The sequence below is a fragment of the Trinickia terrae genome, assembly GCF_005144415.1.
Classification (GTDB): domain Bacteria; phylum Pseudomonadota; class Gammaproteobacteria; order Burkholderiales; family Burkholderiaceae; genus Trinickia_A; species Trinickia_A terrae.
In genome coordinates, this window is sequence record NZ_SWJE01000014.1 from 24,776 (window position 1) to 46,617 (window position 21,842).

The window sequence follows — 21,842 nt, forward strand, 5'->3', positions numbered from 1 at the left end:
TCATTCAGCGCCGACGCGCACACGCGCCCGCTCGCGCCAGTCCATCAGCTCGGCGAGGCTGAAGGCGTCCATCGTTGCCGGCGTCCAGCCGAACACCGCCGCGATGTCGGCCATTGGGTCTTCTACGCGGTCAGGGAGTCCAGTTTCGACTTCACGGCCTTCGGCATCAAAAAACCCGCGAACAGGCCTCCCAATTGCACGAGGTCGGCCGGGTCGATGTTGGCGACGTCGGCTTCGGTCAATGTCGGCGAGCTGATGCGCGGGAGCACCTTCGTGAGCGCGACGACGTCGAGGCTCACGAGGTCGGAGAGCGATACGCCGCGCAGCTCGCCCGACCGGGGCTTGCGCAGGGCGATCCTCTCGATTGTTTGGTTGCCGCGCACGAGCGGCGTGTCGAGCGTGACGGTGTTCGGATCGTCCTGCGCTGGCGCGTCCGTTACGTCGGTTGCAGTTACATCGGTTACGTCGTCGAGGTTTCTTTTCCTGCTCATGTTGGTCCTGTCGGATGATGAGTGAATGACTGCCCGGCCAGGGCATGTGTTACAGGCCGATCGCCGTGCGCAGCGCGGCGAGCAGGTCGCTACCGTTGATCTTCTCGATCATGTTGATGAAGTCGATCTCGATGACGTCTTCGCTGTTCACGGACAGCTTGTAGTAGCTCGCGACGGTCGTTACCTTGAAGGCGGTGTCTTCCTTCGCCTTGGCGGTGCCGGGATCGATCTCCATATGCCGGCCCTTGACGACGATCTCGATCGAGTCGACGCTCGTCGAGTCTTCGGACTGGTAGCCGCCGGCGAAGCGCAGCAGCACGCCGTCGTGCTTCGTGATGCCGTACTGCGCGAGCACCGAGCGCATGAAACCGCCACAGGTCCATTCGAGCTGGATGCCCTCCTGCCCGAAGTCGACCTTGATCGGGCCGCTCATGCCGCCGCCCTGGTAGTCCTCCATCTTGCGCGTGAGCTTCGGCAGCGTGACTTCTGCGACCTGGCCGGCGAAGTTTTCGCCGTTCTGGAACAGGTTGAATCCCTTGAGTTTGCGGGGCATGCCCATTGTGTTCGACTCCTGGTGGTGCCGTTACGCGTTCACGCGCGCGGCGAAATCGGCGAGATAGCGGTCGGTGATGCGCTGACGCAGCATCAGGTTCTCGAGCGGCGGGGTCGGCGTGTAGTCGTAGTCGATGTACGACTTGCCCGACTTCAGCACGTCGGTGGTGTTCGGCTCCGGGTCGTACCACGACGAGCCGCCGATCAGGTAGCCCAGGGACGTCCATTCGCGGAACTTGCCGTTGATGCTTTCGATGATGTCGCGCGGCAGCGACGGATTGAGCGGCCCGTCGACGACCGTCATCTGGGCTTCGGCGATCGAATCCGCGATGACGTGCGCGGTGCGCGTGTAGTTCTCGAAGGCGAACAGCGAATCGTCCGAGCACGTGCGCGAGCCCCAGAAGCGGAAGCCGTTGCGATTCACGAGCGTGGTGACGTCCTGCTCGTTGAGATAGCCGGCATCGGTTGCCGGGTCCTGAAGGTCCCAGGACACGTCGGCGCTGATGCCCGTCACGCCGTTCACCGCCACGTTGGAGAGCGTCTTGTGCCAACCCGTGTCGTTGTCGATCTTCGCGCGCAGGCCTGCGGCGAAGGCGGGCGCCGGCATAACGATGGTCGAGCTGGTGACGTCGTCCCATGCGAGGAAATCCGGCCAGATCACCATGATTTCGCGCTGACCGAACTGGCGGCGGTAGGCGGCGGCTTCTTCCTTCGTCTTGCAGCCCCACGCCGACACGTAGGCGAATGCCCGCAGCGATTGCGCGATGGTGCCGAACGCGGCGGCGACCGGCTGCGTGTCGAGGCTCGGTGCGGCAAGAATGCGCGGCTTCACGCCGAAGCGCGCCTGGGCCGTCAACAGCGCCTTCATGCCCGTGTATTTGCCTTCGGCCGTGACGGTGCCGATCACGTTCGACGTCGTCTCGGCTGTGTCTTTGCCTTCGGCCACACGCACAACGATCGTCACGGGCTTCGTCTGTCGGCCGATCGCATCGAGCGTGCGATATAGCGTGCCTTTCGTGCCGGCCTTGCCGAGCGCGGCGATCACGTTCGTCACAAGCACGGGGGTGTCGAGCGGAAACGCCGCAGCGTCGGCATCGTCGGCCGTGCACACGACGCCGACGACTGCCGTCGAGACGGTGCGAATCGGGCGGGTGCCTTCGTTGATTTCCAAGACGCGTACGCCGTGGTGGTAATCCTGGGGCATGTTCGGTAACTCCGAGGTGAGAGGAAACGGGGGGACGCTTAGGCGCCTGCCGTCATGAAATCGGGTGCGGCCGGCAGCTCGACCTCGGGCCAAGCGGGCGCATTCGGCAGATCACGCAGCGCTTTCCGGTACGCGAGCAGTGCGTCGAGCCGCGGTTGCGTGAGCGTGGTATCGCCGCGCGCGAACGTCTCGTCTTGATGGCGGGCAATCAGCCAGTCGGTAGCTACGAGGGCGGCATCGCGTTCCGCACGTTTGACGTTGGCGAGCTCGTCGGCCGAGGCCGGCAACGGATCGAGCAAGACCGGTTCGCCCTGCGCGTTGATAGCGAGGCGCTTCCCCTTAGCCTGTCCTTCGAGCAGCACCTTGTGCTGGTCCGAGGTAATGCGAGCGACCAGGGCGCCATTCGGAGGCGGGCTGATCCCGTCGTCGTAGAAGCCGGCAATTGCGCCGGTGGTGTCATAGGCGGCGTATTTCTGGCCCATTTCAAAATCTCCTTCAATAGTTCAATACCCGGCCGCAAGCCAGATCGTCGATTGGGAAACGTAGGAACCACTACCGTTGAGTGTTGCCACGTTGAAGGACGCTTTGGGCGCTGGGCCGCTATTTGCAAATGTCGCATTGGCTGCAATGGCGGCCGACGCCAGACCGTTAGCCAGCATGCAAAAGCACTGATTCGGAAACGCCAACGGATACGTGACGCCGGTATAGCCGGATGACGACGTAGTCATTGCCCCCCACTGGACGATCAGGCCGCCCAGCCAAGTAGGGAACGCAAGATAGCCGGTCTGAGCGAAGGAGAAGGCAAAGCCTGCGCGCAACTTCTTCGGCGTGACGATAGCGGTGTCGTCGGTGCCTGCGTTCGTCTGCGCCTGGCTGGCGACCCTCGCCGTACCCGCATTCGTTTCGCTCGCCCGCTCGGATTTGAACCAGGCCGAACTGATGACGTTCTGGCTGTCATCGCCCGCGGCCGGTGCCGGCACCGTGGAGCCTGCATACAGTGCGAGCGGCCCGCCCATCGCGTCGCCGGACTTCTGCACGGCGTTGGCGACATTGAACGTCGAGAATGTATAGATGGTCAGGGCGTCGTCCGCCACTAGCGCCTGCGTGAATTGGATGTTCACGCCATCGGTGGCGAGGAAGTCGGGCGATGCTGCCGTGCCTGGCTGGAGCATTGCGCCGTTCTTCTCGATCAGGAGCGCGCCCGGCGTGTAGCCGCCGATCACGGCGATGCTTTTGCCATTGACACCGCTTGCCGGAATCGCCCGAAACCCGGCCTGGCCGCCCGCACTCGCGAACTTGACGCTCTTGCCGTCGCTGCACAGGATCACCGGCGAGCCGACCGGCAGCACGACGCTGGAGCCCGCGTCACCGGTCACTTTCGCAGTGAGGTTGTAATTGCCGGTAGCGGTGTGCTCGACAATCCACTGGCCCGGCTGTGCCGGCATCAAAATCGACTTGGAGCCTTTGAGCTCTCCCGTGAGGCGCAGCATCGCGACGCCGTATTGCGCGCTGGTCAGGAGCGTATCGTCCTTGCCCGACACGTCCACTGCCTGAAAGCCATCGGTCGCGGCAAAGAGTGCGGTCATGTTCGCGACCCGCGTCGACATATCGCCGACGGGCGGCGTCGCGGTGCGCGCCATGCCGCCCGAGATGGACTTGATGACCCATGCGCCGCCGTTCGCGACATTCAACGCCTTGTTGAGTCGCGCGCGCACCTGTGCGCCGGCCGGCAGGTCGCCCGGCGACAGCTCTCCGTAGTCGCCCCCGTACAGCGGTAGTTTCGGAATTCCGCTGTCCTTGGCTCCGTTTGGCGTGAACGTGCACGGGCCGTCATTCGCGACCGCCACCCGGAAATTGGCCTCCATGCCGTCCGCGAGCTCGGTCACGGCCGGCGACAGGTTCGCGACGATGGCGTTCTTTGTACCGGTGTCGACCGCGTATGTCGTGCGGCCGAACTGGAGTACGCGGCGCAGCCAGCTCGTGCGGTTGGCGAGCTGACGCGTGGGCACGTTGTCGATTCCGTCCGGTCCACCCTGAACGGGGTCCGAGGTCTCGAACTGGTAAATGCCCTCCGCCCACTCAGTGGTTTCAGGGAGGTTGCTCATGCGTCGATACTCCCTCTCGTGTATTGGCTGTCGTATCGGCCCGTTCCGTTGCGGCGCACGGGCGCGGCGGTGTAGTCGAGCCGGTAGAGCTCGGAGCGCTGCGGCGCGTAGCGCTCGAGCATGGTTTTCATGTTGTCGGCCTGGTCGCGGGTGATGGGGCGTTTCAGGCGCACGATGTACTGCGCCCACTCGCCGTGCTCGTTGCCGTGTACCCACTCACCGCTGTAGCGCGCGGTGCCATCGCGCCGGCGCACGTTGCGGCCTTCGGTCAGCTCCACCTCGCCGAATCCCAGGCGCCGAATCACTTCGCGGATCGCCCACGGCGTGCCGCGCTTCTCGTGCAGGCGAATGGCGCCCTTGATGAGCGCACGGCGTGCTTCGTCCGACTCGGCCAGTTCCCAGCCGTCGACGGACACCTCAGCCGCGAGATACGGCAGCAGCGCCGCGGGGCAGGCGTCCGGGTTCCAGTAGTCGCGGATCGGAATCGGCAGCGTGTCCACTGCCGCGAGCGCTGCGGCTGTGCGACGTTCGAGCAGCGTCGCGTTCGGAGGCAGCAGATCACGCATAGGTGCCTCCGTATTCGACGATCACTTCCGCGCAGTACGAAGCCTGGGTCGGGCCGATCGCGAGGTCGCCCACCGGCTCGATCAACTCGGTTTTCGAGAGGCCGGCAGCCTGGCAAACGCCCTTGATGGCGGATTCGGCGACGCCCACGCCGATACGACGCGCGCTCGCGGCATACGCCTGGGCATTCTTTTTCGCTTGCGCGAGCAACACCTCGGCGCCGACGGCCGAGCGCGTGTAGCCCTTCGCGTGAATCCGATACCGGACGATTTCAGCGGATGAGACCTCGACCATATCGTTTAGCGGTCGCTCGTCTTCGGCGCTTAATGCCGTTTTGACGGCACCGCATAGGTCCTCGCCAACCGCTCCGTCACCCTCGCGCGACAGCAGCGTGACGAGCACGTCGCCGGGCCGCGGGCGCGAGCTGCGCGCGTCCAGGAGACGCCCGTCGACGGTGAGCGCCTTCGATACGTAGGCGGCGCCCGGCCCGGCCACGCTGAACCCATGTGGCGCGAGCTGCACGCGGCGGCGCAGATCTTCATCGTCTTCGTAGACCGCTGCGATATTGTTGTCGAAGTCGGCGGCCGAGACGAGGAGGCGCTCGAGGCCGAACAGGGCCGCGCGTTGTGCGAGGTCGTTGCCCTTTGCGAATGCCAGCATCACGGCGCGCATGGCGTCATTGACGCGCTGGCGCCAGACGAGCTCGCGGTAGGCGTTTTCCTGCAACAGACGCGCAAGCGGTTCAGATTCGAGCTCGAGCGTCGCAGCGATTTCCGTCTGCTCGTCTTCGGGCCAGAGCGCGATCATCGCAGCCTTTCGACTGGCGTAGATCGTCTCGAAGTCGAGCACCTCGAGCGCGTCAGGCACAGGCAGGCTCGACAGATCGATGAGGGCGGAAGCCGTCATGTGGCACCTCGTGCGACCAGGTCAATGCGCGTCTGAACGGTATCGCCGCTCTCGCTCGTCCAGCCTTCGATGTCGAGATACAGTGCGCCGTCCGCGGCGTTGTCAGCCGTGAGCAAGACGCGCGTGAGCGTCAGGCGCGGTTCCCAGCGCATGAGCGCCGTCGCGACGGCGGCATACAGGCGCGTGCAGGCGGCACCGTTGCTGGGCGAGTCGATCAGGTCGGGCAGTTCGGAGCCGAACGCGCGGCGTTGGACGCACGATGCGAGGGGCGTCGTCACGATCTTATCGATCGACTGGTAGAGGTGATCGAGGCCGCTGATCGTGCGGCCCGTGTTCGCGTTCATGCCTTTCATGCGCCGCTCGCGATTGGCTTGCTCGTGAGAGCGTCGGCGCCTTGAGCCTGGTGCGGGTGGTTGGATACGCTCACGCCGGCGGCGATCACGTCCCGCGAGAAATCGGCGCCGCCGTCGATCTTCATCGTGGCGCCATCTTTGCCACCTTTGCCGGTCATGCCGGATTCGAACGCGAACGGTCCTTTGACGAGCAGGCCGCCCGTACAGGTGGTCTGTTTGGCGTCGAGCGTGACGTCATCGGCTTTGACGGTTGCGGCCTGCGTCTGCACTGTGACGGCGCCCGGCGCGACGATGCGCACGGTTGCGTCGGCGGGTAGGTCTGCGGTGAGCGCGTGCGTCGCGTAATCGTATGAAATCCGCGCGCCGTCGCCATAGGTGCGCGTGTGCGTGTTCGGGCTGTGGTCCGGTGCGGGGAACTCATCGGAAAAGAAGCCGCGCACCGCGACACCTTGCGCGAAGTCGCCCATCGGGCCGAACAGCACCACCTGCTCACCCTTGGAAAGCGGGAGCCATTCGCGCGTTTCGCCGGCGGCCAGTGAGACCCAAGGGATCCAGTTCGTTTGCAGGCCGTCATCGTCAGCCTCGCCAACGGCGACTCTGCACTTCGGCGGCTTACTGTCGAAGTCGACATCGATCACCCGCCCTTTGCGGATCAGGTTTCGAATCAGCCGTTGAATTTCGTTCGCATCCATACCGGCAATGGTGCCGACCGCACGCGCGCGGTGCGAGCGATTGCGTGCGTATGGGCGTGGGGGACATCACCGCAAGCATGCGAAGCACGGAGCAGCGAGCAGACAATCGCAGCCTTTTCACTCAAAACGCATTGACGAGATGACCAAAACGATTTGCACGAATGGACCAACGTCCGACATCGCGCCGTTGCTCAATCGCCTGCATCGAACCGACGCGCTGCAATTTGCGCGGACGCTGCCCGATCAATCGATCGATATGCTCTTTACCGATCCACCGTACTCATCGGGTGGACTACACGTCGGCACGCGCGCGCAGTCGACGACGCAGAAATACATTCAGACGAGTACGAAGACCGTCTACGAAGATTTCGAATCGGACAACATGGATCAGCGGTCGTGGGCGTTCTGGTGCCACGGGTGGCTCACAGAAGCCCGCCGAGCGTTAAAGCCAGGCGGGCTGCTCGTGTGCTTCATCGACTGGCGGCAGTTGCCGACGCTGACTGACGTGATTCAAGCGGCTGGTTTTATTCAGCGCGGCATTGCCGTATGGGATAAAACGGCGCGCCGTGCGCGTCCGCGCCGCGGTGGCTTCAAGCAGCAGGCGGAATTCATCGTGTGGGCGAGCAAAGGCACTATGCAACAACGTGACGTGTACCTGCCGGGTGTTTTCCCGTGCTCGCTGGACATGCCGAAGAAGCACCTGACAGAGAAGCCCATCGGTCTCGCGCGAGAGGTGGTGCGTCTGGTGCCTGAAAATGGCGTGGTATGCGATCTGTTTGCCGGGAGCGGGACGTTCCTGGTCGCGGCAAGAGAGGCTGGATTACGATGGACGGGGTGCGAAGCCAATGCTTACTATCACGAGGTTGCGGAGGGACGGCTTGCAAAGTGACGTTCCGTACGACTTGAATGTCATCGAGGCGGCGGAGAATACTATACATACCGGCAACGCTCTCGATGAGTCGAAATATGCTTGCTGTACAACGGTATTTGCGGTCACTCAGGCCGAGATGCTAGGGGCGGTTTCGGGCGGCTCATATACACACTCGACGCAAAAAAAAGTTCCCGCACAAAAAATTCAACTGCCGACGCCCCTAACTGATTTCCTAATCGTTATTTAATGGGATGCGGGTATCGTTCTTTGTCGGGAAATGTTCCACCGTCCTTTAACGGCCCAATCACAGCGACCTGTCCGACTGGCGTCTGCATTGCCCAATCCTTCCAGCCCGGAATGTAGCTGTTCCCGGCAATCGTCCATTTGCCAGTCGTGTCCGTGTGAACGTCGCCCACTACGCAAATTCGATACCCGCTCACCTCATAGTAGGTGAATGCTTTTTTCGTCACTTTGTCTATCTCGGAGGTCTGGACGAATACGGCGTTTGTAAAGTCGGCGTTAGTCACGGCATCGGTCGCGTCGGTGTCACTGAAGCCCGGTGGCGTTCCCCACTTGCATTTAGTCATATCCCACGGCATGGAATGTTCTCCTTGAAAGTCCAGGGTTGCACGGATCATCGAAATTGACGCATGCGCCGCTTCGTGGACGCCAGCGTCACCCTCAATACGTTCTTGTACGTTTTAGGGACTCGTGCGTGAAAGTGACCGTCGAACATTTCAGTGATACAGCAGGCAGATTCGGGACTCCCGCTTAAGGGCTTGTCGCGCGGTCTGCTTGAACAGACCTATAAGAAATTTCGTCAGTTTGTGATGTGTCGAAGCAACGTATTGCAGATCACCGCTCGATCCATATCGGTGAAGCCTAGCAGCACGCGAGCCGGATACCGGTACGCAGGACCGCCCGGCGTGACGGGCGCTTTCTCGCCAAGCTGGTGAATACGCGCCAAGCGAGCCACACGGCCGGCAAAGCCGATCGCAAGGCCGTTTGCGTCCGCCTCGACTTTTAGCCAACGCGTGGTGCGCAGCTTCGCGAACATCGCAGCGCGTTTGATCCGGCCGCGCTTCTCTCGCAACCGCTTGTCACCTGCCTTTGCCTTGCGCGGTTCGTATGCGCTGCCGTCCGGATTCTGCTGTGCGGCGATGCGCATCTGTTGAGTGATGCGCAGTTTGCGCGCGATGTCGCGCGTCGCGGCCCGCCGCGCGGCGGGTGATAACTGAGCCAGCAAGGCGTTGGCCCACGCTTCGACGGCGTTCAGCTCGTCCACAACGGCATACCCCATGTGTGCGTGTGGGCCGCATCGTTGGCCGCGTCGTCGACGTGCTTGATGACGTGCTTTCCATCCGGCCCGGCCGACACGGCAACGCTTTCGGTGAGCCGCAACTTGATCGAAAGGTCGGCAGTCGCGTGGCTGAGGATATCCACTTCGAACGTGATGCCGTGATCGCGCTCACCTAGGTTCGTCACGAGGTCCGGTTGGTTCGTGCGTACCCATTCGACGAGCGCGACGAACACCGAATCCGCGTCGCCCGCGAAATCCATCACGAGCGCGTGCAGGGTATACCGGTATTCGAACGACAGCGAGCGAGTTCCGGTAGCGGCGATCGAGCCCTCATCGATGAATACCGCCAGTTTGTCCGGGTCTGCTTCGAGGGACGGGATTGCGGCGACGAGCGCGCGCCGTAGGCTGGCTGGCTTGATCATGAAAGAGCCAACCCTACGTCGGGCGCCTGTACCCTGGCCCCGGGCTTCACGGCGAGTCCGCTCATACGTCCGCCGCGGCGTCGGCCGACGCCGTTTGCGTATCGCGCGCGGCGTAGCGATCGTAGGCGCGCGCGAGCTTGACGTCGTACAGGTTGGCGGCGTAATTCGGGCCGTTGTAGCCCTTCGCGAACGTAGCCCACTTCCGGGCCTTGAGCGCCGCGACGAGCGCCGTGTCGGCCGCTACGTACCGCACGAAGGCGTCGAGCTGCTCGGCTTCGCCGGTCTCCATGCGCGCCACGAAATCGTCGATGCTTGAGTAGGAAAGGCGCCCCCAGTGGTAGCCCATGACCTGAAACGCGCCCCAGCTCGCTGACTCCCAGGCGGCGCCGGCGTCGATCAGTTCGGCGGCGGCCAGGCGCGTGTATTCCGCGGCGTGGCCTTGGTAGCCGCCGCGCACCTGCGCCACGATGTTCGGATTCTTCGCCGCGAAAGGCGCAGGATCGATGCCGCGTGCCTCGAGGCGTTTCCAGAAAACGTGCCGCTCGAACAGGATGACGGGGCGCCCGTCAGGCAGGAAGCCCGAGCCGCGGGACTCCACTTCGTTCACGGCGCGCACGCACGCAACGGGCACATCGAGCCTGTGCGCCGCCCGCTCGAGGTCGGCAGCGCTCAGGTGTTTCGGTTCGCGCCTACCCGTGGCGAGCGCGGCGTAGGTCTTCGTTCCGGCGATCCCGTCGTCGACGAGGCCGGTTTTGCGCTGGAAAGCGATGACGACGGCTTCGGTCGCATCGTCGTATAGGTGCGTCGCTTCGAGCTCAAACCCTGCCCGGGCGAGCCGGCGCTGCAGCAGGCCGACATCATCGCCATAGTCGCCGTGGCGGTGTGTTTTCATGGTTCATTCACTCCACAAAAGGCGCGCAACGTTGCCGCGCACACCGTACACAAACACGGCCAGCAACACCGCTGTGGCCGCCTCAAAAAAGCCGACCTGTTCGACGTGCAGCACCAGCTCGATCGACGCGCCACCCATCACCGCAGCGAGCGCCCACGCGAACCACGACACGGGAAGCCGATGTGGTGCGCCGTTGCGCCGGTAGGTAAGCACGCGCACGAGCGCCGCGAGATGTGCGGCGAACGCGATCAGCGCAAAGGAGATGTGCATGTCATTCCCCCTTGCGGAAAATCGAGAGCAAATCGAAGGTCTTGACCCGCTCGATCAGTTGCAGCGTTAGCGTGATTACGAGCGCAGCAGCGAAGAAGGCTGCGACGCCTGTCGAATGGATTGGCGTGACGCTGACGATCTCGGGCGCGGCGAGATAGCCCATCACGAGCGAAATCAGCAGGTAGGCCGCGCGCCGGCCGATGCCGATGTCCTTCGACGTGACAACGACGAGCGCCGCACCGGTGAACGCGCCAATCAGCGCGTTTCCGTCGATGCCGGGCGCGAGGCCTGCGAGCCCGACCGCAGCTGACAGCACCGCGGCGGTGGTGGTGTTCGGTTCGGCCATTCAGGCGGCTCCCAGGTCAGTCAAACAGTTGCAACAGCGGCTTCGTGCTCGCCACGGTCCCGAGCGACGGTAGGTAGACGGGTGTGCCGACCGGCAGCACGACGCCGAGCTCGGCGAGGCCGGCGTTGGCCTCGAGCACGGCCTCGACGGTTCCATTCGCGCGGCCGTAGTGACGCCAGCACAGCGCGTCGACGGTATCGCCCTGTAGTGCGCGCACGATCATGGTCAGATCAGCTCGATGGTCGAGCGGGCAATGCCGCGCAGGTCGTTCAACGCCCATCGGACGTTCCGGCGTGATTCGCAGATCGTCGCCTCGAGCTCGTCCGCATGCTGGCTGCCGGTTTTCGTGGCGTCATAGGTGCGGTATTGCTCGGTCAGGTCAGCGCGGGCGAGGTTGTAGACGGCACGGCGATAGCGAAGCACGTGCGTGCTGACACCGCCGAGTTCCGGCGCCGGCACGCTTGCGAGATCCGCATGGCCTGCCGCGCGTTGGCCGGTTTGCCACGCCTGCAACTCATCGTTGATGCTCGCGATCGCATCGATTGCTGCAAGGCGCAGCCGGTCGTGCGTTACGGTGCCGTCGAGGCGCATCGCGTCGCGCAACTCGTTCAGATCGATGTCGGGAAACCAGCCGTTGTTCGTAACGGTCGCGGCATCGGTCGGCGAGGTCGGCACACCGGGTTCAGCGGTCGCAATGAAGCTGCTCATGGTGTCGATAGGGTGAATAGATGGCGGTGGACCGGCGCACAAGGCCCGTGACCGTCAGGCGTTGGGCCTGGGCGCCGGTGCCGCCATGCCGGGGTGGGCTCTTTACGGGCCGGCGGCGCCATCGCCCGGACGGCCCGCGGCTTCGATCAGCTTCGAGAGTCGATCGATGTCTTTTTTCACACCGGCGCGGTCGTTCAACGACACCGCGCGGTGCAGATAGTCGAGCGCGCGCGGCGGGTCGACATCCTGGACCGCATAGCCGAGCGCCTTGTACAGCTTTGCGCGCACCTGGTCGTGCATGTCGGCGTCGCGCGTCAGCTCGTCGACGCGCTCGAGATTCGCCGCGTCGAACGTGCCGCCATCCATGAAGGCGGACAGTGCCGCGTCCGCAAACTGTTCGGCGACGAGCGACGCGAGCGAGCGCTCGAACTGGTCGGGCAACGTCAGGCCGTGCTCGAACGCATATGCGGCGATAGCAAGCGCGCCGCTGAAGTCGCCGGCATCGATGCGCCAGACCATCACCGTCACGAGCACGTCGTCCTGCGCGCCGCGACCACCGATCAACACGCCGGCCACGTAGTCGGCGTACTCTGGAAGCAGCTTCCGTTTCAGGTCGATCTTTCGGGCGACCGACTGCACGCCCTTGAGCGCGCGGCGGTCGGCCGCGAGCTTCGCGAGCATCAGCTCATACGGCGTCGCGCCGACCATCGTCTGGCCGGGCTCTGCCGCGGCTGCGGCTCGGGCGGCCGTCGCGCGGGCAAAGTGTGCGCGGGCAGGCGTGTTGATCGTCATGCCGCCACCAGTTCGATGTTTTCCGCGACGCAGCCGCAGCCGAAGTTTTCGACGACATACGCGTCGTTCGACGATTCGTAGTTCTCGATGCGGTCGCGTTCCGGAACTTCCTTGAGCGTGCGCCGGCGCGCGCCTTCCTGGTAGTAGATCGACAGGTTTTTGAGCTTCGTCACCATCAGTGCGTGCTTGGGGAAGAAGGGCACACGCACCGCCGGCAGGTTTCCGATGCGCTTCTGGCTGACGATCAGATCAGTCGCGAGCTGCTCGGTCGGTGCCTGCGTCGTGTTGACGATCGGGAAATACTTGTCGTGCAGCAGCTCGCGGCCGCAGATCACGACCAGGCCCGTGTCTTCCTGGAACCACGGATCGATCATCGACGACACGATGTCCATGACGAGCGCGTCGAGGTTCGCGTAGTCGCCGTCCTTGCCGACGAGCACCTTGCCGGCTTGCTTCTCTCCTTCGCGGAGCACGCGTTGTTCGGCGTGAGCGCGGTACTGTTGCAGCCATCCGATATTGACGTCCTGCAACAGCGGGTTGGCCGTCTTGTCCGTCGTCGGCGCAGCCTTCACGCCGTTCCAGCCGATCATGATCCGGTCGAGCGCGGCCTGTGTGACGATCACGTCGCGGATACGCTGTTGGAAATCGGGGAACTTCGCCCAGGCGTCGAGCTTGCGGTATGCGATGGCCGTGTCGTAGTCGGTCTTCTCGCACCGGTAGCGGTTGCTGTCGAGCGCTGTCGGGTCGACCGGCTGGCGCGGAGCTTTCGTGGTGTCGGTGCGGCTCGCGATCGGACCGGACACGGAAAGGCCGAGTCGTTCGCCTTCCAGCTCGGTCACGGGCAGGATGTTGATGCTGTTGAGGAACGCGCTCGATTCTTGGATTCTGGTCTCAAGCGTTTGTTGTACCGACGGCTCGACCGCGAATTTCGTGGACACGTCGACGGTGTTGTTCAGCTTGGCGATTTGCGCGGCGTACTTGTCGTACGCCTGGCGCGTTTCTTTGTTCATGTGGTGTTTCTCCGGGGTGAGGGCGTCAGCAGTCGGTCGTGGGTTCGCCGGTGGAGCCGGTCGACGGCTGACGCCGCGGTGTGCCGTTGTCGGTGTTCGAAAGCTTCGCGGTCAACGCTTCGACGGCGGTCACCGCCTCGTCGGCGCGCTTATTCGCGTCGGAGGCGCTTTGCTGCGCGACGGTGAGGTCGACCCGCAGCGCGGCCACGTCACGCCCCTGTTTACTGGCGTAGTCGGCAATTGCTTCGACGGCGCGGTACACGTCGTCGTGACGCTGGTCATCGGACACCCTCGAGCGCGCGAACATGCCTTTCACGATCGAGAGCAGGCTGGGCGATTCGGGCGCGCCATCGATCTCGATCGACGTTTCGCACGCAGCGCTGAACACGTTGTTCGAGCGTTTCGTGGCGAATTGCAGGGCCTCGGTGCCGAGGCTTGCGGGATCGTCGGTGGCGGCCAAGCCGACCAGATAGGCTTCGCCGATGTCGGCAAACGACGGGTTGACCTCGATCGAGGTGTAGATCTTCTGGCGGTTCTTCGATAGCGCGATGAGGTTGTCGGTCGGATTGATTTGCGCGTAGAGCGCCATCTTGCCCTCCAACGGGCCGTCTGCGATTTCGCTTGCCTTCAGCGCGACCACGTCGCCGTACGCGCCGAACGGGTAGTTCGCCGACAGCGGCGCATACCCCTTGATGTGCTCGACGTTCAAGCGCGCGCCGTACATCTCCGGGTTGTAGTTCCTCGCCATCTGCGTGAGCCATTCGCGCTTGATCTCGCGACCGTCGACGGTCGCGCCTTCGACTGCGACGCGGAAAAACTTGGTTTTGTTGGTTGCCATAGAGAGCGGTCGAACCGTGGGTCAGTGAATGTGGTTCCCATGTTCGAACTTCGCGCGCCACGGCTCAACGATCGGCGTATGTGACCCGCACGGATACGCAGTGCGGCACGTGCTCGCGCGTGCGCGGAGCCCTACGCTTGCCGCATGCTCGACACTACGGAACCGGATCAACGCGAAACGGACGTGCGCAAGATTGCGCGTTCGCTCTACTGGCAAGGCTGGCGCATCTCGTCAATCGCCCGGCATCTTGAGCTGAAGCCTGCGACGGTGGCGTCATGGTGCCGCCGCGACAAGTGGAAGGACGCGAGCGCGATCGAGCGGATCGAGGCATCGCTCGAAACGCGCTTGATGGTCCTGATTGCGAAGGGCAAGAAGGACGGCGCGGACTACAAGGAAATCGACCTGCTTGGCCGGCAGGTCGAGCGGCTTGCGCGCGTGCGCAAGTACGGGGAAACCGGGAGGGAAGGCGACCTGAACCCGAACATCGCCGCGCGCAGCGTGGGGTCGAAGCGCCGGCCGCCACGCAATGAAATCAGCGAGGAGCAGCACGAGCGGATCGTGAAGGCGTTTCGCGAATCGCTCTTCGACTATCAGAAGGTCTGGTATCGCAACGGCGATCAGCGCACGCGCAACATCCTCAAGTCACGGCAGATTGGTGCGACCTGGTATTTCGCGCGCGAGGCGTTCGTCGACGCGCTCGAAACCGGACGCAATCAGATCTTCCTGTCGGCCAGCAAGGCACAGGCGCACGTCTTCAAGCAGTACATCGCGCAGTTCGCGCGCGAGGCGGCGGACGTTGAACTGACGGGCGATCCGATCATTCTGCCGAACGGCGCGATTCTGTACTTCCTAGGGACGAACGCGCGCACCGCGCAGTCGTACCACGGCAACTTCTACTTCGACGAGTATTTTTGGGTGCCACGGTTCCGCGAGCTGAACAAGGTCGCGTCGGGCATGGCGATGCACAAGCGCTGGCGCAAGACCTACTTCAGCACGCCGTCGAGCATCACCCACGAGGCGTACGTGTTCTGGAGCGGCGCGCACGCGAACCGCGGCCGCGCGGCCGGCGATCGAATCGAGATCGACACAAGCCACGAAGCGCTCGGGCGCGGCATGCTTGGCGAGGATGCGCAGTGGCGCCAGATCGTGACGATCCTCGACGCGATGGCGGGCGGCTGTGACCTGTTCGACATCGACGAGCTGCGCCGCGAGTACAGCGCCGAGGAATTCGCGAACCTACTGATGTGCCAGTTCATTGACGATTCGCTGTCGGTGTTCAAGCTGTCCGAGTTGCAGCGCTGCATGGTCGATTCGTGGGAGGAATGGGCTGACGATTTCTCACCGCTGCTGCTGCGACCGTTCGGCTATCGCGAGGTGTGGGTCGGCTACGACCCGGCGCTGACCGGCGATTCGGCGGGCCTGGTCGTCGTGGCGCCGCCGCGCGTGGAGGGCGGGGCGTTTCGCGTGCTCGAGCGTCACCAGTTCCGCGGCAACGACTTCGAGGAGCAGGCCGCCGCAATTGAGCAGATCACGCAGCGCTATAGCGTCGGCTACATCGCAATCGACACGACCGGCATGGGGCAGGGCGTCTACCAGCTCGTGCGCAAGTTCTACCCTGCCGCGGTCGCCTTGAACTACTCGCCCGAGGTGAAAACCCGCCTCGTGCTGAAGGGGCAATCCGTTATCCGCAACGCTCGCCTGCAATTCGACGCGAGCTGGACCGACCTGGCCGCGGCGTTCATGGCGATCAAACAGACCATGACGGCGAGCGGCCGGCAAGCGACCTACACGGCCGGCCGGAACAACGAGACGGGCCATGCTGACCTCGCGTGGGCCTGCCTGCACGCCATCGACCGCGAGCCGCTCGCCGGCGGCGACATCAATTCTTCCTCTTTCACGGAGTTCTATTCATGAGCAAGCGCCGATCGGGCGCGCCGCGCACGTTCGCGGCTGCGCCTAGCTCGAGCGCCGGCGGCGCCGCGCCGTCGCGCGCCGAGGTGTTCACCTTCGACGCCCCCACGCCGGTGATGAACCGGGCCGAAATTCTCGACTACGTCGAGTGCTGGTCGAACGGCGAATGGTTCGAGCCGCCGGTGAGCTTTGCCGGCCTGGCGAAATCATTTCGCGCGAGCACGCACCACAGCTCGGCGCTGTACTTCAAGGCGAACGTGCTGGCGTCGACGTTTCGGCCGCACAAGTGGCTGTCACGCCAAGCCTTCGAGCGGTGGGCGTTGGACTTCCTGACCTTCGGCAATGGCTACCTCGAGCGCCGGCGGAATCAGCTCGGCGGCACGCTGCGCCTCGAGCCCGCCCTGGCGAAGTACACGCGGCGCAAGGCCGATTTCAGCGGCTTCGTGTACGTGAACGGCTGGCAGGACCGGCACGAGTTCGAGCCCGGCAGCGTGTTCCAGCTCATGCGGCCGGATATCAACCAGGAGGTGTATGGCCTGCCCGAGTACCTCAGTTCGCTGCATTCGGCCTGGCTGAACGAATCGTCGACACTGTTTCGGCGGAAATACTATGAGAACGGCAGCCACGCCGGCTTCATTCTGTACATGACCGACGCCGCACAGAAGCAGGACGACGTCGACAACATGCGCGAGGCGCTGAAGAGTGCGAAGGGGCCGGGCAACTTCCGCAACGTCTTCATGTACGCACCAGGCGGCAAGAAGGACGGCATCCAGCTCATTCCGGTTTCCGAGGTCGCCGCGAAGGATGAGTTCTTCAACATCAAGAACGTCACGCGCGACGACCTGCTCGCCGCGCATCGCGTGCCGCCGCAACTGCTCGGCATCGTGCCGAGCAATTCGGGCGGGTTCGGCACGCCGGATACAGCGGCGCGCGTGTTCGGCCGCAATGAAATCCAGCCGTTGCAAGCGCGCTTCGCCGAGTTGAACGACTGGCTCAGCGAGGAAGTCGTGACGTTCGACAAATACGAAATTCCGAGTGGGGCGGCGCAGGCGTAACGCACCGCCCGATTCGGCGTCGTGCGGGCAGCGTCGCGCGCGGGGCGACGCGTGCTCCGGTGCAGTCAGTAAGCCGCAGTCTTTACGTGTGCGCCGGCTCGCGCGCGGGCGTACGAGCGGATTTAGGAGCAGCCTTGCGCGCGGCCTTGTCCTTGGGGGCAGGCTCTGGTTCGGCGATCGTCAGGTGCAAGCCTAACGCGCGCATAACCTTCATGATCGTGGCGAATTCGGCGTTTCCGCCGTCCGACAGCGCGCGGTAGAGCGCTTCACGTTTGACGCCTGAATCGCGCGCGAGCGCCGACATACCGCGCGCCTTCGCAACGGTCCCGAGCGCGGCCTGGATCAAGCGCGGGTCGCCATCTTCGAACGCTTCCGCTAGATAGTGGCGGATCGTTTCTTCGTCTTTCAGATACTTCGACCCGTCGTATTCCTTCAGTTCGCTGAGCTTCATAAATCAGTCCTCGAGTTCGCCGGCGAGCTGCTTCGCCAACTTGATGTCCTTCTGCTGCGTTGATTTGTTGCCGCCGCACAGCAGGACGATGATGATCTTGCCGCGCTGCACGAAGTAGGCGCGGTATCCCTGCCCCACGTCGACCGTCATCTCACAAACGCCGTCCCCGACTGCCTTCCAATTTCCGAGATTGCCGAGCCGTGCGCGCTCGATTCGGATGTTGATCGCGGCGCTCGCAACCGGGTCACGCAGCTTGTCGAGCCATTCATCAAATTGGGGAGTGCGCAGAATCGTATTCATGTCGACATTGTAATCTATAGGGGACAATCCAGGGTGGTGAATTGTGGCTCGGATGAGGATTCTGAACTGTGCGCGTTGGCCGCACCGTGCATGGGCCGAGACAGATTCACGCGATAAGGCCGCGGTCGGGAAACCGGCGCGGCTCTTTTTGCGTTTGGCGACAGCGCGAATAAAGCCGCTACAGCGGGTTGGCGTGTGCGGGGTGTGGTTTTGGCGTCGCGCGTGGCGTGACGTGGCTGCCGTGCAGCGGAATCGGGGTATCCGGAGGATGGCGGCCGGCGTGTGCAGGGGCGCGGCTCCGGCCGCCGCGGAGTCCCCTCCCCGCCTGCGTGCTTTGCTTAGGTGGGTGGTTTTCGTGCATCAGGTCACCAGGCGTTCCGGCCCTTGCGGCGCGGGATCTCGGGCGTTTGGAGCCGTGCGGATATCGTGCGTTTTGATGCACGACAATGCGAATGCATGCACGGCGGGCAAAAGTAACACGAGGCCGAGTTATTCCTCGGCCTGAGTGGTCTTGTTGAGCGTCTTGAGGTCGGGATTGGTGAGCGAGAGAAGATTCACCATGCCGGCGCCGAGCTTTCGCGCGAGTTCGTCGGTGACAACCCCACCGAACTCGTCGAGCGGTAGATCGATGTTGAAGGCCTTTGCGGCTACGTCCTGAACTTTTCTGGCGTCGACGGTGCAGAACGTGACGGCTTGCGTCTCAGCGTTCCAGCGCACGATGACGCAGTTTTGCGGGTTGTCGATCGACATCAATAGCCTCTGCACTGTTGGTAACGGGTAAATGCCTTTTGGGAGCACATGTCCATCCATCGGCTGCCACCCATCGCGCTTCGCAGCGCCTTGCACTGGGCCATGTCCGCCTCGTATTGATTAAAGCACTCGGCTTCATCTTCTTCGCTGATACCACTGGCTGCAAGGGTGTTCGCGTTTGGGGCCGACTCTGCCGCGGCGCGGTCGAGCGAGAATGGAGCCGCGTTGGCAAGGGAGGTGGACGCGGAACTGCTGGTGGCGGAGTATGCCGCTGACGCCGTTGCGCTTCCGGCCGGCGCCGAGGTAGTGCCGCCAGCCAGTGAGAACCTGCTAGCAGGACTGTCATCGACGGTCGTCTGCATGAAAGTCTGGCTTTCAATGAGCTCAGGGGGCGGATAGCAGCGGCATGAACAGACATCGCCACTCAGCGCGATACGGCGTGAATTGGTGCCCGTGAGAGGGAGGCGGCTGCCAACGGCCATGATGACGCCAGTGCTGTGGCAGGCGGGGCAACTGACAGGGTCGCCTTCGTGCGCAATGTCAGCCCCGAAGCCGCCCATTGTCGCGGCACCTGATAAAACTGTTCCGCCTACGGTTGTTTTGTCGCCCTTTCGGATGAAATATCTGGTAGCCAAACGTTCATCGAGCTAATAGGACTTAATTTTCGCATGGCACTCGCACCGGCCGTACCGGTAGATTTGTCAGGCGCAAGCGCTCCAAAGTCCATCCGCAGGGGGAGCAACTGCCGTGCTCGCTGCGCAGTTTCTTCCGAGCCTAGAGCTCAGCTTCAATACACCGACGAGCCCGCGTCGCGGCCACCGTGACGCTTGCGCCCCGACGCTGGGACCCTAAGGAAAATCGTGCGCCTTGATGCATAGCCGACACGAATCAGCGCGCCGCTAAAATCATCCCCGGCAGCAGCCAGGCACAGTGATGCGTATGGCGCTCGCTAGAGAGGTATTTTTACGCGACCTATCGAGCAAATGCTGCGGGCACCAAAAAGAAAGGCATTGGAAGGTTTATGCCGACGGCGAACTCGTCGAGCACCCGGCTATGCTGGATGACTTGATCGAAACTATGAATTACCAGCGGAGCCTATCGGCAAACGCATGAAGGGCATTTGTCACTTCTTGGGAGTAGATGTCCCGCTCCGCTTTCTCCTGCAGCTTCCGCAAGGGCATAGAGCACGGCGGTACATCGCAGGCTGTGTTCGAGACGACTATGGTCAGCACCGGCCTTCGGGCCATTTCATAGTCGTTTTTCTCTTGCTTGTCAGCCGGCGGAGTGAAATCCAGAGACATTTGGCCAGCCTCGTGGTCATTTTTTCTCATGGCTCTCCTCGTTTTGCAGCGCGGGATGATACCACAGCCTACCTGGCGCCAATATAGGACACGCGATGCAGCGCAGCAAGGCAGTGTCAACCCTTGTTGCTTCGCTCCAACGGAAACGCCTCCTCGAAGCGCCGTGAGACCTTCGCTTCGAAGTCGCGATAAGAGTCGAGGAATTCGACCATTATCTTGGACGGCTTGTTGTCTCCACTCCACTCAATAAACGCCCCGTCATCGTCCTTTCTCTTATCTCGGTGGAAGAATTTAGGGTATACCCTGGGAGCCGCACCTGAGAAGTGAATGAATTTGACCTTGTCAATACGCGTTGGCTTACCGTCGACATTGGAAATATCCGCAATATCGTGATCAAGGACAATAATTGAGTCACTATGAGACTCGAGAGCGAGGCTCTTTTCGTAAGGTTCAATGTAATACACCTTATCGATACCGGCGGCGACGATATGACGCGCGCAGTTGTGGCAGGGGAATGTCGTGGTATATAGCGTACCGCCTATAACGGCTGCACTTCCCTCGCGCGCAACGGATACAATTGCGTCCATTTCTGCATGAACAGCCCGTGAAAACTCGATTAAATCCGGGATGCCTGAGTGTTGATATGCCAGATCTATGACGGAATCAATTTTTGATAAAACCGTCAACCTTGTCCTCGCATCTTTAAAAAGCGAAGCAATTTCACTGGTGAGACCGGCTCTGATTTTCTCTTTACGTATCTTCTTTTGTCGATCGTTTTCGCAAATCTTGCTACTTCTGCTTGCACACCGTTGATCATTTTGACTCTCTGCAGAATAAAGTCCGCCGCCATATTGTGGAACGTCGTTACAACCGACCGCTATCAATTTTCCATTCGCATCCAATATTGCGGCACCCACCTGCCTCGAAAAGCATGCAGACTTCATTCCGCTGGCATGTGCCACGTACATTGCATGTTCATGGCGTGTGGGTGTAATGGAGTTGCTTCCGTGCACCAGCTTAAGCAGGCGCTCTATCTGCCGTGGAATTGCTTCCTCCAGGCCAAGCGGGTGTTGTATAAAATAATCAGCGAGCTTAAATGCTTTTTCAAGATGCTGACCGTATTTCTGCTCTTCTTTTCGATCGCGCTCCATTATGCGGTTTGCGATATTCTCGGGTAATCCCTGATCCTTTAGGCGGGCGAGTCTGTGATCTTGCGTGCTGAGAACTCCGATTAAATAGAAAAGATTTCTATATGTTAGGCGAAGAAGGTTTTCCTCTTCGGGATGTTTTATTTGATCTATGAGATATGCGACCTGCGGTAACTCTACCGAGGTATCTCCGGCGGTGGGGTTTGTCGCAAATTTAAAGCGAGCAATATGATTAATGGCGTATTGAGCCAGGATGTCGTAGCTACGCGTCTTGCGAAAAAAATTCCCGCCGGTTTGATTTTCAAGGTAAGCATTGCCAACATCTTCTTGCGCCAACTCTCCCTTCCAATACTCTCGGTGATCTTTGATGAATTTGCTTAACTTGATTCGCTCGACTCGGTAACCCAATTGTTCGAGTTGATGCTGACATTCTGTAATCACCCGGGGAAGGCCACAACCCACCGCGCCCATGAAAGCAACGACGATCTCCCTGGACGCTCTCCTTTCCAAGGTAGTCTTAACGGGTTCATCCTGCGTAGTGTTTTCTTGAGTTGCTGCCGCTGAGGTGGACATTTTGCCCTCTCTCTTTGATCGTGATGGTCTCTGTCAC

31 protein-coding genes are annotated in these 21,842 nt (G+C 62.2%); 4 read left to right on the forward strand and 27 right to left on the reverse strand.

Annotated features, from left to right (window positions below; genetic code table 11):
- The 6 genes from FAZ69_RS23480 to FAZ69_RS23505 are packed head-to-tail and all read right to left on the reverse strand — an operon-like array spanning position 1 to position 4,112.
- Positions 1-114 (reverse strand): GpE family phage tail protein, encoded by a 114-nt coding sequence (locus FAZ69_RS23480; protein WP_136897494.1) that lies wholly within the window; start codon positions 112-114, stop codon positions 1-3.
- An 8-nt stretch (positions 115-122) separates the two neighbouring features.
- Positions 123-491 (reverse strand): phage tail assembly protein, encoded by a 369-nt coding sequence (locus FAZ69_RS23485; RefSeq protein WP_136897495.1) that lies wholly within the window; start codon positions 489-491, stop codon positions 123-125.
- Positions 492-540: 49 nt separating this feature from the next.
- On the reverse strand, positions 541-1,050 hold the full coding sequence (locus FAZ69_RS23490) for a phage major tail tube protein (protein ID WP_169708743.1): 510 nt from the start codon (positions 1,048-1,050) through the stop codon (positions 541-543).
- Positions 1,051-1,074: 24 nt separating this feature from the next.
- Positions 1,075-2,247, reverse strand: coding sequence for a phage tail sheath protein (locus FAZ69_RS23495; protein WP_136897497.1), 1,173 nt, complete (start codon positions 2,245-2,247; stop codon positions 1,075-1,077).
- A gap of 38 nt (positions 2,248-2,285) precedes the next feature.
- Positions 2,286-2,729, reverse strand: coding sequence for a phage tail assembly chaperone (locus FAZ69_RS23500; protein WP_136897498.1), 444 nt, complete (start codon positions 2,727-2,729; stop codon positions 2,286-2,288).
- Positions 2,730-2,750: 21 nt separating this feature from the next.
- Positions 2,751-4,112 (reverse strand): gp53-like domain-containing protein, encoded by a 1,362-nt coding sequence (locus tag FAZ69_RS23505; RefSeq protein WP_169708744.1) that lies wholly within the window; start codon positions 4,110-4,112, stop codon positions 2,751-2,753.
- Here FAZ69_RS23505 and FAZ69_RS34255 point away from each other — a divergent pair.
- Positions 4,111-4,245 carry a hypothetical protein gene (locus FAZ69_RS34255; RefSeq protein WP_255451556.1) on the forward strand — a complete coding sequence of 45 codons (135 nt, stop codon included), beginning with the start codon at positions 4,111-4,113 and terminating at the stop codon, positions 4,243-4,245. The two genes, FAZ69_RS23505 and FAZ69_RS34255, sit on opposite strands and share 2 nt — an antisense overlap.
- A 103-nt stretch (positions 4,246-4,348) precedes the next feature.
- Here FAZ69_RS34255 and FAZ69_RS23510 read toward each other — a convergent pair whose 3' ends face one another.
- From FAZ69_RS23510 to FAZ69_RS23525, 4 genes are read right to left on the reverse strand one after another with little or no spacing between them, the layout of a single operon-like run.
- Positions 4,349-4,918, reverse strand: coding sequence for a phage tail protein I (locus tag FAZ69_RS23510; protein ID WP_136897500.1), 570 nt, complete (start codon positions 4,916-4,918; stop codon positions 4,349-4,351).
- Positions 4,911-5,822, reverse strand: a complete 912-nt coding sequence (locus FAZ69_RS23515) for a baseplate J/gp47 family protein (RefSeq protein ID WP_136897501.1) — start codon at positions 5,820-5,822, stop codon at positions 4,911-4,913. Before FAZ69_RS23515 ends, FAZ69_RS23510 begins: the two co-directional genes overlap by 8 nt.
- Complete coding sequence (locus FAZ69_RS23520) at positions 5,819-6,175, reverse strand: GPW/gp25 family protein (protein ID WP_136897502.1); 357 nt, start codon at positions 6,173-6,175, stop codon at positions 5,819-5,821. The genes FAZ69_RS23515 and FAZ69_RS23520 overlap by 4 nt, the downstream gene beginning before the upstream one ends.
- The gene (locus FAZ69_RS23525) at positions 6,172-6,867 is read right to left on the reverse strand and encodes a phage baseplate assembly protein V (RefSeq protein ID WP_136897503.1); all 696 of its coding nucleotides are present in this window, start codon (positions 6,865-6,867) and stop codon (positions 6,172-6,174) included. The genes FAZ69_RS23520 and FAZ69_RS23525 overlap by 4 nt, the downstream gene beginning before the upstream one ends.
- A 139-nt stretch (positions 6,868-7,006) precedes the next feature.
- Here FAZ69_RS23525 and FAZ69_RS23530 point away from each other — a divergent pair, with 139 nt between their 5' ends.
- Entirely contained in the window at positions 7,007-7,756 is a 750-nt protein-coding gene (locus tag FAZ69_RS23530) for a DNA-methyltransferase (RefSeq protein WP_136897504.1), read from the forward strand.
- 221 nt (positions 7,757-7,977) lie between these two features.
- Here the strand turns inward: FAZ69_RS23530 and FAZ69_RS23535 are convergent, their stop codons facing one another.
- From FAZ69_RS23535 to FAZ69_RS23585, 11 genes are all read right to left on the reverse strand, one after another.
- Entirely contained in the window at positions 7,978-8,337 is a 360-nt protein-coding gene (locus tag FAZ69_RS23535) for a hypothetical protein (RefSeq protein WP_136897505.1), read from the reverse strand.
- A gap of 221 nt (positions 8,338-8,558) precedes the next feature.
- Entirely contained in the window at positions 8,559-9,038 is a 480-nt protein-coding gene (locus tag FAZ69_RS23540) for a phage virion morphogenesis protein (RefSeq protein WP_136897506.1), read from the reverse strand.
- A complete protein-coding gene (locus FAZ69_RS23545; protein WP_136897507.1) occupies positions 9,011-9,460 on the reverse strand; it encodes a phage tail protein in 450 nt (149 codons plus the stop codon). The genes FAZ69_RS23540 and FAZ69_RS23545 overlap by 28 nt, the downstream gene beginning before the upstream one ends.
- A 61-nt stretch (positions 9,461-9,521) precedes the next feature.
- Positions 9,522-10,352, reverse strand: a complete 831-nt coding sequence (locus tag FAZ69_RS23550) for an N-acetylmuramidase domain-containing protein (RefSeq protein ID WP_136897508.1) — start codon at positions 10,350-10,352, stop codon at positions 9,522-9,524.
- Between the two features lie 3 nt (positions 10,353-10,355).
- The gene (locus FAZ69_RS23555) at positions 10,356-10,622 is read right to left on the reverse strand and encodes a phage holin family protein (RefSeq protein ID WP_136897509.1); all 267 of its coding nucleotides are present in this window, start codon (positions 10,620-10,622) and stop codon (positions 10,356-10,358) included.
- A gap of 1 nt (position 10,623) precedes the next feature.
- Positions 10,624-10,968, reverse strand: a complete 345-nt coding sequence (locus FAZ69_RS23560) for a putative holin (protein WP_136897510.1) — start codon at positions 10,966-10,968, stop codon at positions 10,624-10,626.
- Between the two features lie 16 nt (positions 10,969-10,984).
- Positions 10,985-11,191, reverse strand: a complete 207-nt coding sequence (locus tag FAZ69_RS23565; protein WP_136897680.1) for a tail protein X — start codon at positions 11,189-11,191, stop codon at positions 10,985-10,987.
- A 2-nt stretch (positions 11,192-11,193) separates the two neighbouring features.
- Positions 11,194-11,676 carry a head completion/stabilization protein gene (locus FAZ69_RS23570; protein ID WP_136897511.1) on the reverse strand — a complete coding sequence of 161 codons (483 nt, stop codon included), beginning with the start codon at positions 11,674-11,676 and terminating at the stop codon, positions 11,194-11,196.
- Between the two features lie 102 nt (positions 11,677-11,778).
- Positions 11,779-12,468, reverse strand: a complete 690-nt coding sequence (locus FAZ69_RS23575; protein WP_136897512.1) for a phage terminase small subunit — start codon at positions 12,466-12,468, stop codon at positions 11,779-11,781.
- Complete coding sequence (locus tag FAZ69_RS23580; RefSeq protein WP_136897513.1) at positions 12,465-13,478, reverse strand: phage major capsid protein, P2 family; 1,014 nt, start codon at positions 13,476-13,478, stop codon at positions 12,465-12,467. Before FAZ69_RS23580 ends, FAZ69_RS23575 begins: the two co-directional genes overlap by 4 nt.
- Positions 13,479-13,503: 25 nt before the next feature.
- Positions 13,504-14,316 carry a GPO family capsid scaffolding protein gene (locus FAZ69_RS23585; protein WP_136897514.1) on the reverse strand — a complete coding sequence of 271 codons (813 nt, stop codon included), beginning with the start codon at positions 14,314-14,316 and terminating at the stop codon, positions 13,504-13,506.
- A gap of 144 nt (positions 14,317-14,460) precedes the next feature.
- Here FAZ69_RS23585 and FAZ69_RS23590 point away from each other — a divergent pair, with 144 nt between their 5' ends.
- Complete coding sequence (locus tag FAZ69_RS23590) at positions 14,461-16,230, forward strand: terminase ATPase subunit family protein (RefSeq protein ID WP_136897515.1); 1,770 nt, start codon at positions 14,461-14,463, stop codon at positions 16,228-16,230.
- Positions 16,227-17,282, forward strand: a complete 1,056-nt coding sequence (locus FAZ69_RS23595) for a phage portal protein (RefSeq protein WP_136897516.1) — start codon at positions 16,227-16,229, stop codon at positions 17,280-17,282. Before FAZ69_RS23590 ends, FAZ69_RS23595 begins: the two co-directional genes overlap by 4 nt.
- Positions 17,283-17,364: 82 nt before the next feature.
- On the opposite strand, the gene FAZ69_RS23600 is transcribed toward FAZ69_RS23595, so the two are convergent.
- The 6 genes from FAZ69_RS23600 to FAZ69_RS23625 form a co-directional block, all read right to left on the reverse strand.
- Positions 17,365-17,733, reverse strand: a complete 369-nt coding sequence (locus FAZ69_RS23600) for an addiction module antidote protein (RefSeq protein ID WP_136897517.1) — start codon at positions 17,731-17,733, stop codon at positions 17,365-17,367.
- Positions 17,734-17,736: 3 nt separating this feature from the next.
- Positions 17,737-18,033, reverse strand: a complete 297-nt coding sequence (locus FAZ69_RS23605) for a type II toxin-antitoxin system RelE/ParE family toxin (RefSeq protein WP_136897518.1) — start codon at positions 18,031-18,033, stop codon at positions 17,737-17,739.
- A 489-nt stretch (positions 18,034-18,522) separates the two neighbouring features.
- The gene (locus tag FAZ69_RS23610; protein ID WP_136897519.1) at positions 18,523-18,783 is read right to left on the reverse strand and encodes a hypothetical protein; all 261 of its coding nucleotides are present in this window, start codon (positions 18,781-18,783) and stop codon (positions 18,523-18,525) included.
- Entirely contained in the window at positions 18,783-19,418 is a 636-nt protein-coding gene (locus FAZ69_RS34475) for a PAAR domain-containing protein (RefSeq protein ID WP_136897520.1), read from the reverse strand. Before FAZ69_RS34475 ends, FAZ69_RS23610 begins: the two co-directional genes overlap by 1 nt.
- A gap of 447 nt (positions 19,419-19,865) precedes the next feature.
- Positions 19,866-20,114, reverse strand: a complete 249-nt coding sequence (locus FAZ69_RS23620; protein WP_136897521.1) for a hypothetical protein — start codon at positions 20,112-20,114, stop codon at positions 19,866-19,868.
- Positions 20,115-20,200: 86 nt separating this feature from the next.
- Positions 20,201-21,805 (reverse strand): anti-phage dCTP deaminase, encoded by a 1,605-nt coding sequence (locus FAZ69_RS23625; protein WP_136897522.1) that lies wholly within the window; start codon positions 21,803-21,805, stop codon positions 20,201-20,203.
- Positions 21,806-21,842: the final 37 nt, after the last annotated feature.